This is a genomic window from Lysobacterales bacterium (assembly GCA_014946745.1).
GTDB lineage: Bacteria > Pseudomonadota > Gammaproteobacteria > Xanthomonadales > Xanthomonadaceae > Aquimonas.
In genome coordinates, this window is sequence record JADCRD010000001.1 from 2718242 (window position 1) to 2731931 (window position 13690).

At 66.8% G+C, this 13690-nt stretch carries 11 protein-coding genes; 9 read left to right on the top strand and 2 right to left on the bottom strand.

All coding sequences use genetic code 11. The features are described 5' to 3' along the window. The 8 genes from H4O13_10800 to H4O13_10835 all read left to right on the top strand — a co-directional run bounded on the left by H4O13_10800 (nt 1) and on the right by H4O13_10835 (nt 10250). Entirely contained in the window at nt 1-1248 is a 1248-nt protein-coding gene (locus H4O13_10800) for an FAD-dependent oxidoreductase (protein ID MBE5315876.1), read from the top strand. After that, nucleotides 1245-2084: a DUF1365 domain-containing protein gene (locus tag H4O13_10805; GenBank protein MBE5315877.1), complete on the top strand. Its 840-nt coding sequence runs from the start codon at nt 1245-1247 to the stop codon at nt 2082-2084. The genes H4O13_10800 and H4O13_10805 overlap by 4 nt, the downstream gene beginning before the upstream one ends. Nucleotides 2085-2223: 139 nt before the next feature. After that, on the top strand, nt 2224-3492 hold the full coding sequence (locus tag H4O13_10810; protein MBE5315878.1) for a class I SAM-dependent methyltransferase: 1269 nt from the start codon (nt 2224-2226) through the stop codon (nt 3490-3492). Continuing rightward, nucleotides 3489-4016: a DUF2878 domain-containing protein gene (locus H4O13_10815; GenBank protein MBE5315879.1), complete on the top strand. Its 528-nt coding sequence runs from the start codon at nt 3489-3491 to the stop codon at nt 4014-4016. Before H4O13_10810 ends, H4O13_10815 begins: the two co-directional genes overlap by 4 nt. Before the next feature lies 1 nt (nt 4017). Further along, entirely contained in the window at nt 4018-4812 is a 795-nt protein-coding gene (locus tag H4O13_10820; protein MBE5315880.1) for a DUF1295 domain-containing protein, read from the top strand. Between the two features lie 33 nt (nt 4813-4845). Continuing rightward, entirely contained in the window at nt 4846-5877 is a 1032-nt protein-coding gene (locus tag H4O13_10825) for a class I SAM-dependent methyltransferase (protein MBE5315881.1), read from the top strand. 225 nt (nt 5878-6102) lie between these two features. After that, complete coding sequence (locus H4O13_10830; GenBank protein MBE5315882.1) at nt 6103-7647, top strand: DUF4080 domain-containing protein; 1545 nt, start codon at nt 6103-6105, stop codon at nt 7645-7647. A gap of 425 nt (nt 7648-8072) precedes the next feature. After that, the gene (locus tag H4O13_10835; protein ID MBE5315883.1) at nt 8073-10250 is read left to right on the top strand and encodes a hypothetical protein; all 2178 of its coding nucleotides are present in this window, start codon (nt 8073-8075) and stop codon (nt 10248-10250) included. A gap of 351 nt (nt 10251-10601) precedes the next feature. Here H4O13_10835 and H4O13_10840 read toward each other — a convergent pair whose 3' ends face one another. After that, nucleotides 10602-11312, bottom strand: coding sequence for a hypothetical protein (locus tag H4O13_10840; protein ID MBE5315884.1), 711 nt, complete (start codon nt 11310-11312; stop codon nt 10602-10604). Nucleotides 11313-11702: 390 nt separating this feature from the next. Beyond that, nucleotides 11703-12665, bottom strand: coding sequence for an alpha/beta hydrolase (locus H4O13_10845; protein MBE5315885.1), 963 nt, complete (start codon nt 12663-12665; stop codon nt 11703-11705). Nucleotides 12666-12785: 120 nt separating this feature from the next. Between H4O13_10845 and H4O13_10850 the strand changes: the two genes are divergently transcribed. After that, the gene (locus tag H4O13_10850; GenBank protein ID MBE5315886.1) at nt 12786-13679 is read left to right on the top strand and encodes a mechanosensitive ion channel; all 894 of its coding nucleotides are present in this window, start codon (nt 12786-12788) and stop codon (nt 13677-13679) included. Nucleotides 13680-13690: the final 11 nt, after the last annotated feature.

Below are 13690 nucleotides of genomic sequence, written 5' to 3' on the forward strand. Positions count from 1 at the left end.
ATGCGCATCGCAGTGGTGGGATCCGGCATCGCCGGCATGGCGACAGCCTGGCAGCTCGCGCGCGAGCATTCGGTGGTGCTGTTCGAGGCGGATTCGCGCCTCGGCGGCCACACGCACACGCACACCGTGCAGCGCGAAGGCCGCAGCTTCCAGGTCGACTCGGGCTTCATCGTCCACAACCCCGAGAACTATCCGCTGCTCACCGCGATGTTCCGCGAGCTCGGGGTCGAAACCCAAGCGACGACGATGAGCTTCTCGGTGCACAGCGAGCGCACGGGGCTCGAATACAACGCCGGCACCTTGAACGGGCTGTTCTGCCAGCGTCGCAATCTGCTGCGGCCGCGCTTCTATCGCATGGTGGCCGACATCCTGCGTTTCTACCGCGAGGCCCCGGCCCTGCTCGAAGGCGATGCACAGGGCCCGGCGCTGGGCGACTACCTGCGCGAGCACCGCTATTCGCCCATGTTCATCGACGAGCACCTGATCCCGATGGCCTCGGCCCTGTGGAGTTCGCCATCGGACCGCGTGCTGCAGTTCCCGGCGCGCTACCTCGCCCAGTTCATGGCCAACCACCACATGCTGAGCGCGGGCGCGCGCCCGACCTGGCGGGTGGTCAAGGGCGGCTCCAGCGCCTACATTCGCGCGCTCGAAAGCCGCTGGCGCGTCGAAGCGCGGCTGGCGTCAGCGGTGCAGTCGGTGCGCCGGGTCGAGAGCGGCGTCGAGATCACCACGCCGCACTACGCCGAGACCTTCGACCAGGCCGTGCTGGCCTGCCACAGCGACCAGGCGCTCAAGCTGCTGGAAGCCCCCAGCGAGCGCGAGCGCGAGGTGCTGGGCGCGATCCGCTACCAGCCCAACGAGACCGTGCTGCACACCGATGCGCGCCTCTTGCCGAAGAACCCGCGCGCCTGGGCGGCCTGGAACGCACACATCCCGGCCGAGCCCAGCGCCGACTGCACGGTCAGCTACTGCATGAACCTGCTGCAGGGTCTGACATCGCGCGAGCCCTTCGTGGTCACGCTGAACCGCACGGCCGCGATTGACCCGGCCAAGATCATCGCGCGCATGCGCTACGCGCACCCCGAGTACACCCACGCCAGCGTCGCCGCGCAGGCGCGCCGCAGCGAGATCAACGGCGTCGACCGCATCTGGTACGCCGGCGCCTACTGGGGCTGGGGCTTCCACGAGGACGGCATCCGCTCGGCGATCGACGTGGTGCGTGCGCTGGGCGTGCGCTGGCCGCAATGAAGCTCCCTGCCGACCGCGCGGCGCTGGCAAGCGCGGTCTACGTCGGCCAGGTGCAGCACCGGCGGCATGCGCCGCATCCCCACGCCTTCCGCTATCCGCTGTTCATGCTCTACCTCGACCTCGGCGAGCTGGATCGCGTGTTCGCCGGGCGCTGGCTGTGGTCGGTCGGTCGGCGCAATGTGGCGGCTTTTCATCGCGAGGACTACCTCGGCGATGCGTCGATGCCGCTCGACGAAGCCGTGCGCCGTCGCTTCGCGGAGGTCACTGGGCACCGGCCGCAGGGGCCGATCCGCCTGCTCACCCATCTGCGCTACTTCGGCTACAGCTTCAACCCGGTCAGCTTCTACTACTGCTTCCGGGAGGACGGCGAGACGCTGGACGGCATCGTCGCCGAGATCACCAACACGCCCTGGAAGGAGCGGCACAGCTATGTGCTGCCGATCGACCGGGCGGAAACCACGGCGGACGTCGCTGCACGGGCCGCCGCAGATACAGATGCAGTCGCAGCGCCGCCCACAGGCCCATGGCGCTGGCGCTTCGACAAGCGCTTCCACGTCTCGCCCTTCATGCCCATGGATCGCGGCTACGACTGGCGCTTCAATGCGCCGGGCGAGCGTCTGCAGGTGCACATGAACATCGAACGCGCCGACGGCCGTGACTTTGACGCAACGCTCACGCTGCAAAGGCGCCCACTGTCGCCCGCCGCGCTGGCGGGCTGTCTGCTGCGGCATCCGTGGATGACGGCCAAGGTGCTGTTCGCCATCCATTGGCAGGCGCTGCGGCTCTGGCTGAAGCGCAATCCGGTCTATGACCACCCCCGCAAAACACATTCGTGATGACGCGCAGTCCACGCCGCGGCGTGCAGGCTGTCTCCTACTTCCGCAGCACCCGCCGAGCGCACGCATGAATTCCCGCACCGAAGCCGACACGCTCTACTCTGGCGAGCCCTTGTCGAGCCAGCTTGAGTCACTGCCGATGGCGGCGCTGAAGGGCCTGGACCGGCGACTGCGCGCCCAGCTGCTGGCTCGATTGGCGGGCCTGCGCGAGTGCGAGCTGGTGGTGGAAGATGCCGAAGGGCAAGTCAAGCTGGGCACTGCCGTTGAAGGCCGCGAAACCCTGCGCTGCCGCATCCGCATCTTCGACCCGGCCTTCTACCGCATGGCTGCAGCCCAAGGCTCCGTGGGCGCCGGCGAGTCCTACATGGACGGTCACTGGCAGTGCAGCGACCTGGTCACGCTGGTGCGCATCCTCGTCATCAACCGCGACCTGCTCGATGCGATGGAAGGCGGCCTCGCCCGCCTTGGCGGCTGGGCGCTGAAGGCCTGGCACAGCCTGCAGCGCAATACGCGCGCGGGCAGCCGCCGCAACATCGCCGCCCACTACGACCTCGGCAACGAGCTTTTCAAGCTCTTCCTCTGCGACAACCTCATGTACAGCGCGGCGGTGTTCGACGACCCCGCCGAGCCGCTGGAGGTGGCCTCCACCCGCAAGCTCGACCGCATCTGCCAGAAGCTCGACCTCAAGCCGGGCGAGCGCGTGGTCGAAATCGGCACCGGCTGGGGCGGCTTCGCGATTCATGCCGCCCGCCACTACGGCGTGCATGTCACCACCACCACGCTGTCCAAGGAGCAGCGCGAGCTGGCGCTGGCGCGCATCGAAGAGGCCGGCCTGTCGGACCGCATCAGCGTGCTGCTGTCGGACTACCGCGACCTCTCCGGCACCTACGACAAGCTGGTCTCGATCGAGATGATCGAAGCCATCGGCCACCAGTACCTCGACACCTACTTCGCCAAGGTGCGCAGCCTGCTGAAGGACGACGGCATGGCCCTGATCCAGGCCATCACCATCGAGGACCACCGCTACGAGGTCGCGCTGAAAGCCGTCGACTTCATCAAGCGCTTCATTTTCCCGGGCAGCTTCATCCCCTCGATCCACGCCATGCAGGGGGCGATCGCACGCTCCACCGACCTCAAGCTCTACAACCTTGAGGACATCGGCCCGAGCTATGCGCTGACCCTGCGCCACTGGCGACAGCGTTTCCTGGCCCGCCTGGACGCAGTGCGCGCCCTAGGCTATCCCGAGCGCTTCATCCGCATGTGGGAGTTCTACCTCTGCTACTGCGAGGGCGGCTTCATCGAGCGCTCGATTGGCGACGTCCAGCTGCTGCTCACCGCGCCGCGCTGCCAGCGCGCCGAATACCTGCCCGACCTGCACGGCGCTCAAGCGCCCCAAGTGCACGCATGAGACTGCTGGCCAACATCGTCTGCTTTCAGCTGGTCTGGATGGTCACCGTCGGCGGCGCAGCGCAGGGCCTGTGGTGGGCTGGCCCCTTGGCTGTTGCGCTTTTTGCCGCCTGGCAGGTGCCGCTGTCGTCGGCGCCTCGCGCGGATCTCAAGCTGATGGCGATCGCGGCCGCGGCGGGCTTCGCGATCGACAGCGCCCTGGTGCTCTCCGGCTTGCTCACCTTCAGCACGCCGGTGCCTTGGGACTTTGCCGCGCCGATCTGGATCATCGCCCTGTGGGTGGCGTTCGCCCTCACCCTGAACCACTCGATGGAGTCGTTGAAGCAGCGCCCCGTGCTGGCCGTGCTGCTCGGCCTGATCGGCGGACCGCTCGCCTACTGGGTGGCAGCGCACGTGTGGAAGGCGGTCGATCTCAACGGCAGCGCGCTTCTCGGACTGGCGGTGATAGGCGTCGTCTGGGCGCTGATCACTCCGCTCCTGCTGGCCTTGGCCGAGCGGCTCAAACGGCAGGCTCAGGTGGCTTGAGATGGCTGCGCTCTCACCTTCGCTGCTGCTGATCCTCACCGCCGGCATCGCCGTACTCGGCATGAGCGCGGTGTGGCTGCTGCAGATCCGCACCCGCAATGCCGGCTATGTCGATGTTGCCTGGGCCGCCCTGCTCGCCGTGGCCGCCCTCCTCTACGGCAGCTTCGGGCCGGGCGCGGGCCTGCCGCGACTGCTGATCGCGATGCTCGGGGGCATCTGGGGCGTGCGGCTGGCGCTGCATCTGCTGGCGCGCGTGCTGCACGAGGCCGAAGACGGCCGCTACGCCGCCCTGCGCGAACACTGGCAAGGCCACCAGGGCAAGTTCTTCGGCTTCTTCATGGCGCAGGCGCTGCTGGTGGTGCTGTTCTCGCTGCCCTTTCTGGCCGTGGCCACCAACCCCCACACGGGCCTGAGCCTGAGCATGGTGCTGGGTGTGCTGGTGTGGGCCGGCAGCCTCGCTGGCGAGAGCCTCGCAGACATGCAGCTCGCGAAGTTCCGCAGCTGCCCCGGCAACCGCGGCAAGACCTGTCGCATCGGGCTTTGGAACTGGTCGCGCCACCCGAACTACTTCTTCGAGTGGCTGCACTGGTTCGGCTACGTGCTGCTGGCCTGGGATTCACCGCTGTGGTGGCTCGCTCTGCTCGGCCCCATCGGCATGCTGGTCTCGCTGCTGTGGGTGACGGGTATCCCCTTCACCGAGCAGCAGGCTCTGCGCTCGCGCGGCGACGATTACCGCCGCTACCAGCAGGAAGTGAGCATGTTCTTCCCCTGGCCGCCGCGCCGCGCGCGCGACTGACGCCGCCCTCTTCCCTTTCGAGACGACGCTTCGATGAGCCTGATCGACCTGTGCGAACGCGGGCTGGTGCCCGATGCCCTGACCCGCTTCGGCATCCGCCGCCTGTGCGCACAGCGCCTGCGCGAAGAGCACGACGGCGATGCCGTTGCCGCCTGGGCGCGTTTCCGCGACCTTCTCGAAAGCCTGCGCGCCAGCCCGCTGGCGATCGAAACCGACGCCGCCAACCGCCAGCACTACGAAGTGCCCGCGCGCTTTTTCGAGCTCAGCCTGGGCAAGCGCCTCAAGTACAGCAGCTGCTACTACCCGACCGGCCGCGAGACGCTGGACCAGGCCGAAGAAGCCATGCTGGCGCTGTACGGCGAGCGCGCCGAACTCGCCGACGGCATGCGCATCCTCGAACTCGGCTGCGGCTGGGGTTCGCTCACCCTTTGGATGGCCGAGCGCTTTCCGAACGCGCGCATTCTAGGCGTCTCCAACTCGGCCAGCCAGCGCGAGCACATCCTCGGCCAGTGCGCCAAGCGCGGCCTGAACAACGTCGAGATCCTGACCCGCGACGTCAACGTGCTGGATCTTGGCGAGCGCCGCTTCGACCGTGTGGTCTCGGTCGAGATGTTCGAACACGTGCGCAATTACCGCGTGCTGTTCGAGCGCATCAGCGGCTGGCTGGACCCGGGCGGCAAGCTGTTCTGCCACATCTTCTGCCACCGCGAGCTGATGTACCCCTTCGAGACCGAGGGCGAAGACAACTGGATGGGGCGCTACTTCTTCACCGGCGGCCTGATGCCAGCGGCCGATACGTTCCTGCACTTCCAGGAGCACCTGCGGCTGGAGGAGCAGTGGCGCCTGTCGGGCACCCACTACGAGCGCACCAGCAACCACTGGCTGGAGAACCAGGACCGCCACGCCGACGAGATCCTGCGCCTGTTCGAGGACGTCTACGGCAAGGCCGAGGCGAAGGTCTGGGCGCAGCGCTGGCGCATGTTCTGGATGGCCTGCGCCGAGCTGTTCGGCTACGCCGGCGGCAACGAGTGGCTGGTGGCGCACTACCGGTTCCAGAAGCGCTGAGGCGATCGGCGGGCTGCGCTCGGCAACGCGAGCCGAGCGGTAAGTCGGTGTCGTGCTCATGACGGGCACTGGCCCACCACGGCATCCGGGGCTCATCGCCCACCCGGAGCGTCGGGCACGCAGGCGCCCCCACCGGCGTCGCCCCGCGCGTGGGCGTCGAGCCACGGGGTCGACCGGCACGCCTCCGAGTTCCGTCAAGCCCACCGCAGCCCGTACCCTGTGCGGATGCCTGCCATCGTCCTTGCCACCTTAAACGCCCGCTACGCCCACGCCTCGATGGGCCTGCGCTGCCTGCGCGCCAACCTCGGCGAGCTGCGCGAACTCTCCGTCATCCGCGAATTCGTGATCGGCCAGAAGACCGAGGAAATCGTCGAGAAGCTGCTGGCCGAGTCGCCGCGCATCCTCGGCCTCGGCGTCTACATCTGGAACGTCGAAGAGACCACGCGCGTGGTCGCCCAGCTGCGCGTGGTCGCACCGGAAGTGCGGATCGTCCTTGGCGGCCCCGAGATCAGCCACGAGACCGATCAGCAGCGCATCTGCGCGCTCGCCGACTACGTCATCACCGGCTGGGGCGATATCAGCTTCGCCGAGCTCGCGCGCGCATTGCTCGCAGGCACGCCGCCCGCCGCCAAGCTCATCCCCGGCGCGCAGCCGCCGCTGGCCGAGCTGGCGATGCCCTACGCCGAGTACAGCGACGAGGACCTGCAGCGCCGGCACATCTACGTCGAAGCCTCGCGCGGCTGCCCCTTCAAGTGCGAGTTCTGCCTGTCGGCGCTGGACAAGACCGCCTGGCCGTTTCCGCTGCCCGCCTTCCTCGCCGCGCTGGAAACCCTGCACGCCCGCGGCGCGCGCCAGTTCAAGTTCGTCGACCGCACCTTCAACCTGAAGGTGGACACCTCACTGGCGATCCTGCAGTTCTTCCTCGGCAAGCTCGAAGCCGCACCGGACGACCCGCTGTTCGTCCACTTCGAGCTGATCCCCGACCACCTGCCCGAGCGCCTCAAGGCGCTCATCGCGCGCTTCCCGCCCGGCAGCCTGCAGTTCGAGATCGGCATCCAGAGCTTCAACCCCGAGGTGCAGGCGCGCGTGTCGCGCAAGCAGAACGACGAAGCCGCCGAGGCCAACCTGCGCTGGCTGCGCGAGCACAGCCGCGCCCATCTGCACGTCGACCTGATCGCCGGCCTGCCGGGCGAGGACATAGCCAGCTTCGCCGCCGGTTTCGACAGGCTGGTGCGGCTGGCCCCGCACGAGATCCAGTTCGGAATACTGAAGCGCCTGCGCGGCGCGCCGATCGCACGCCACACCGCCGGGTTCGACCTGCGCTTCAACCCCGACCCGCCCTACAACATCCTCTCGACCCGCGAGCTCGACTTCGCGACGCTGCAGCGCCTGTCGCGCTTCGCCCGCTACTGGGATCTGGTCGCCAACTCCGGCCGCTTCCCGCGCACGCTGGGCCTGCTCCTGGGCGAAACACCCTTCGCCCACTTCCTCGCCTTCAGCGACTGGCTGTATGCACGCATCGGCCAGACCCATGCGATTGCGCATGAGCGGCTTGTGCTGCTGCTGCGCGAGCATCTGCTGGCGCGCGGCGACACAACAGGCGACGCGATCGACCGCCCCCTGATCGACGACTACCGCAACGCCGGCGGCCGCTCCCGCTTCGACTTCGAACCCGCCGACAGCCCGGCACCAGCGCCGCGGCAGCGCGACGCGCAGAAGGCGGCGGCCACGCCGAAGCGGCAGGCGCGGCACTTGCGGGCGGAGGCGTGAGGGGGTTCCTTCACCGCCTCCCGGATGTGGCTGCCCGATGCCATCGCTTGATCGGCGATCGACGAACGGAGCTCCGTAACCAGGCTCGCCGCTCTTGGACTTCCGAAGTTCTTCAGAAGCTTGAAGGTCGATCTCACAGCCTGACAGCAGAGCAACCAAAACCTCGCGGCCGATCAGCACGGCTGATCGATCATGCCGAAGCAATTCGTCCGGGCGCCGAAAGTTGGGCCAGTGAGAACTGTGAGCTGATTCCAACCTTTTCCGCGGATGCTATCGACCAGCAGCGGTCTTTCGCCCATATTGCGTGAATCGGCGCATACACCGTATCGTTGCGACGCGATCGAGGGCACTCCCCTCGGGCTGCCGGCTTGGCGGTGGGCGCTTCCTCACGACAATTGCATACGTTACCGTATCGCGACGTTTACATGGGATTACATCGAATGCGCTTGGTTGCTTGCGTGGCGGGCCTCATGCTCGCTGCTCCCACGTTCGGCGAGAGCGAACGCTCCTGGTCAGTTGTTCCTGGGTTCTACCAGCCGGGTGGAGCTGGCATCGAGGTCTTGGACCTCGATGGTGACGGAACGCAAGAGGCGGTCATCAGCGGCACCAGTGACGGGGGGTTCGGTCAGGGAGGCTCAAGATTCCTGGCCGTACTAGAGCAAGTAGCCGGCGATCTTGAAATCACTGGCGTTGCGCGCCTCCGCAACGGCGAGAGTTTCACCGGGAACCTCCGGCGAGTGCCCGGGACCGAAGGGGCGCAACGCTTCGCGATACCTTTGCTTTCGAACGATCAGAGGTTTCTCGCGGTTTACGCTGGCAACGTGCCCGCACGAGTCGCAGAAATTCCGCTGCCTGCGAATTTCTACCTTGACGGAATCGCGGACGTCGATGGGGATGGAGAACTCGAGATTTATGGCAGCCGAGCCGCGAGCTCCTACCTTGGCGAGGGACACCCCGAAGTCAGAGACTTTGCGAGCGGTGCTCTGGAGTGGGCCGAACCAACCCGCACAACGAGAGCACTCGGTGCTGGCCAGCTTGACGCCGACCCTGCCCTTGAGCTGGTGTTCGGCGCCACCAACAGCGGCGACGGATCGGGATACGTCCTAGACGGCGCTACGCATGTTACGCAGTGGTCGTATGCTGACGGTTTTAGGGGAACCCCGGTCTTCGGAAACTTCGACACCCAACCCTCGACGCGAGAATTCGCCATCGTCGAACCATGGGGCACAACGCGTGTTTTCGTAACGTCGCCGTTTTTCTCCCCGCTTTCCGAGTACCCAACTGGAGAGGTGCAGGCGACCACGGTGCGCGATGTGGACGGCGATTCTGTTGACGAGATCATCGTGGGCGAGGGACAGTGGGGCAGCATCATCGCTTACAAGCCCACGACCTGGGCCAAGACGTTCAAGCAGCGCAATCCAGAGCATGGCGTAAGTGCGGTCGCTCTCGGACAGCTTGACGGAGACGCTAACCTCGAAGTCGTGTTTGGCGCCGGACTTAGCAGTTCCGGTGCAGACCTGCTGCAGGTGTTTGATGCAGATTCCGGCACGCTACAGTTTTCGCGCATCGACGCCGCGGGACCGCATGCCGCCACACTGGTGGCCGATCTGGATGGCAACGGCAGGCCCGAGCTTGTCTGGGCGACGCTCTACTCAGACTCGGGATACAGTGGTCCAAACCTCGTGGTAGCGGACGCGGAGAGCGGCGTCGAGCTACGCCGCCTTAACAGTGTTCTCGACCCTTGGGGTAGCAACCCCGGCACGCAACTACTCGCCGCAAACCTTGACGCAGATCCTGCCTTGGAGATCGTGGTTGGAGGTGGCCAACTGTACTCTGGCAGCGTGCGCGTACTCGACGGCGTCACCCTGCAGGAGCAATGGGTGGTCACGCTGCCCGGTGTGGACGTAGTGACGGGCTTGGTAGCGATCGACGCCAACGCAGATGCCGTGCCTGACATCGCGATTGCTGCACAAGGCCGCGTGATCGTGCTTAACGGCGCCGACGGTACCCAGCTCTGGCGTAGCGTGTCGGTCACGTCCGCCTGGAATCAGACCGTGGCGCTGGGCGAGATTGACACAGACCCAGCACCGGAGATGCTGTTTAGTGTGGGTAACTCACTCCACGTTATCGACACCGTCACACGATTGTTCGAACGCTCGATCGGGCACGGTGCGCCGATTCTTTCCGCCGCCACCGAAGGCAGCGGTGGCGCCTGCCGCATTATCGTTTACGAGGCAACGCGACTGGTACGCCGCCGCTGCGACACTGGCGCGATCGACTCACTCCGGGAGTATGGATTCACCGCGCTGATGGTCCGGCCGCTCACCGACTCCCTCGGCTCACTCGTGCTCTCGGACGGCACTCAGCTCAAGTTGCTGCAGGGCAACGTCGTAGTTGAAGAAAGTGAGCCGGTGGGTCCGCAGTTGGGCTGGAACAACTTGGGGACGGTGCAGATCACCGGCGAAGGTATTGAGGTCTACACTGGCGACCTAATCGCGACACACCGCTTCATACTCGCGAAGACTCGGTTGATGCGCGATGGCTTCGAAGCACCTACCGCGGCGTCACTTCCCGAAAGCACCGTACTGGCCGGAGATCAATGAGCCTCTTGCTTTGCACCAGGATTGGCGACCGACTCGCATGCACACCCAGATGCGCTGACTGAAGGCGGCGCGTTCCAAGGGCCGCGATCATTCGGCCTCGCTCTCTCGCACTTCAGCCTCTACGTGTGTTGCAGACAGTGGGTCATGGCATGTCTGTGGTCGCGCCTCTGGTCGAAACTGTGCCTCGACAGCCTGACAGCGTCACACCAGGCTACTTCGTTCACGATGTGTGCAAGCCCCTACCGCTACCAGACCAGAGACACAGAGCCGCGCCGATCGCCTCGCTCGGGTAATCAGCTCCCTCTGCCAACTTGGGTGCCAATAATCAGTTCCGGAAGGGAAGCTTCTGAGCTACCCCAACGCCGCCCGACAGGTAAAGAACCCATTCACCGTCAACCGCCCCTGCTCTGGATCAGCGCTTAACAGCTCCGGCCGCGCGATGTCGCCGCTGTGAAACAGGTCGCCGCGATAGACGATGAGGCGGTTGAAGCGCGGCGGCACGGTGGCGATGTGCTCGAACCAGGGGTTGCCTTCGCGCATGTAGCCGGGTGCGATGCCGGGGTAGCGGCCGTTGAAGGCCTCGGGGGCGAGGCGCACGGAGTCCTGCACCAGGGCCTCGATCTCGGCGATCGGGCGCGCCGGGCGATAGAAGCTCGTGCCACCCAGTTCAGGGCGATCGAACAGGTAGAGCACGCTGGCGGCGACCACGGTGCCGGGCTCGCTGCTCAGGCGGTCACGGTGGCAGAAGCGCTGGCAGGGTGCGAGCGTTTCGGGCGCGCGGGTCACAAGGGCGAAGCGGCTGTGGGCGCGCAAGGTGCGGCGGGCGCCAAGCGCGGCGCGTGCGTGCTGGGCGAAGAAGTCGCAGAGGCGATCGGTGACCTCGGCGGCCAGCGGCAGCTCGGGGCCGGGGTAGGCGTTCCAGGCACCCTCGACGAAACGCGCGCGGTGGGCGATGGCGGTGTCGATCCAAGCCCGCGGGTCGAGCAGCACGTCGTCGAAGACGAGGCAGACGTGGCCGTCGTGCAGGGGGATAAGGTGGCGCTTGGGCTTGGGGTTGAACATGCGCGGGTGGTGTCGGGAGCTGGCGGGTGCGTGGGTGGCGTGGCGGACAGCGGGCGAATCGTCGATGGCAAGAGCGAGCGGACGCGGCGCGCGCTGGCGAGGGTTGCGCGAGAGGCAGCGCGTGGCAAGCCAACGGCGAAAATGCGAACGCGAGGAACGAGAATTGAGAATTGAGAAGCGAGAAGCGAGAAGCGAGAAGCGAGAAGCGAGAAGCGAGAAGCGAGAAGCGAGAAGCGAGGAACGGGAGCGAGGAACGGGGAGCGAGGAACGAAACGCGCGCTGCGGCAGGCGTGGAGCGCCCCTCAAGCGGTCATCGCAGGGCCGCCGGTAGCTTGTCGTTGAAGCGGGGCGCGGGGCGCGGATTCAGATCATGGTGGGCCAAGGCTCACCCTATTCCTCATCGTGTGCCAGCAGGAAGCGCAGGGGGTCGGCGAGGCGTGCGGCCCAGGCCTGTTCGCTGTGGTTGGTGCCCGGGTACTCGCGGCTCTGCCACTGCACCGGCGGCAGGGGCGAGGCCTTGAACACGGCATCGACTTCGCGCTGCAGCGGTGGGTAGCGAGCATCCAGCGTTTCCGTGCCGTGGTCCATCCAGATTTTCTGTGCCGTCAGCGAGGGCAAGCGCTTTCGCAGGTAGGCGCGCATCGCGCGCGCGAAGGCGTCGTCGGCCGGGTCGAAGCCGCCCGGCCAGTGGGTCGACAGCGCCGCGGCACCACCAAAGTGCCGGGGCTGTTCGAGCAGGGCGTAGAGGCTGATCAACCCGCCCATGCTGGAGCCCATCAGGAAGCGATCCTTCGATGCGCGCGAGACCGCATAGCGTGACTCGATCAACTCGCGCAGCTCGCCCACCAGGAAGCGCACGTAGGCGTCCGCGGCTGGCGGGCCCGCGAACAGCAGTCTTCCCGGCTCACGCTCAGCGGACCGCAAGCGCGATCGGGCGTCGTCCGGCATCGCCTCGAACACGCGCTGCGGCAGGTAGTCGCGGTAGCGGTGCTCCTGCGCATTCCAGATGCCGACGACGATGAAGGGTCGCAGCGCGCCCGACTCGATCAGTGCTGCGGCCGTGCGTTCGACCTCCCAGGCCTGGCCGTTCCAGGTGGTGCCGGCATCGAACAGCATCTGCCCGTCGTGCATGTACAGCGTGGCGTAGGGCGCGCCCTGCGGATAGCCGGGCGGCAGCCAGACATCGACGCGGCGCGCAGCGATCTCGGCGGGGGCGAACTCGATGCGTTCGACGCGGCCGGACTCCACCTGCGGCAGCTCGCCGGCGCTGGCGAGCCCTGCGACCAGCGCGCTGTGACACAGAAGGCCGATGACCAACCCCGTCCAGCGCATCGATATCGAGTGTTGGCGCATGACTGCGTGTTCCTCCTGGAAGACAGGCCTGCCGATAACGGGGAGCTAAGGTCGGGTTCTCTACAGTGCTGCGCTTTGCGCGCCGCAGCCTGCGGCCGCGCGCATCAAGGAGAAGGCAGGATGCAGGAGCTCATCAAAGCCGGCAGCGGCATCGACTGGATGGGGCTGGCCACGTTCTGGGGCCTCAAGATCAGCGCGGCGCTGGCGATCGTGCTGGTCGGGCTGTGGCTGGCGCGGCGGCTGTCGAACGCGCTGCGGCGGCTGCTGGAGCGCACCCGCGTCGAGGGCATCCTCGCCAACTTCTGCGCCAACGTGGCGCATGCCGCTGTGCTGGTGCTGGTGCTGATCACCGCACTGGATGCGCTGGGCGTGCCGCCGACCTCGCTGCTGGCGGTGATGGGCGCGGCCGGCTTGGCGGTGGGGCTGGCGATGAAGGATTCGCTGTCGAACATCGCGGCCGGCGTGATGCTGATCGTTCTGCGGCCCTTCCGCACCGGCGATGTGGTCGAGATCGCCGGCATCACCGGCGAGGTCGAGCAGGTGCGGCTGTTCCAGACCGTGCTGCGCAGTTTCCAGAACCACGAGATCACCCTGCCCAACGGGCAGATCACCGCCAGCCCGATCATCAACTTCACCGCCAAGCCGCAGCGCCGCGTGGACATTCCCGTGGGCGTGGACTACGGCAACGACATCCGCGGTGCGCGCGAGGTGCTGCTGGGTTTCGCCAGGGCGCACCCCAGCGTGCTGGCCGAGCCCGCTCCCGATGTGATCGTCGACGCGCTGGCCGACAGCAGCGTCAACCTGGTGCTGCGCGCCTGGGTCAACACGCCGGATTTCGCGCAGGTCCGCTCGGACCTGCTCGAAGCCGTGCATCGCGGCCTGCCCGCGGCGGGCTACAGCATTCCGTATCCGCAGACCGACATGCACCTGCATCTGTCCGATGCCTTGGCCACACTGCTGCAGCGGCCGCAGGATCGGCCGGGCGCAGAGCCGAGCGATACCGGTAAGAGCTGAGCGCCCGTCGC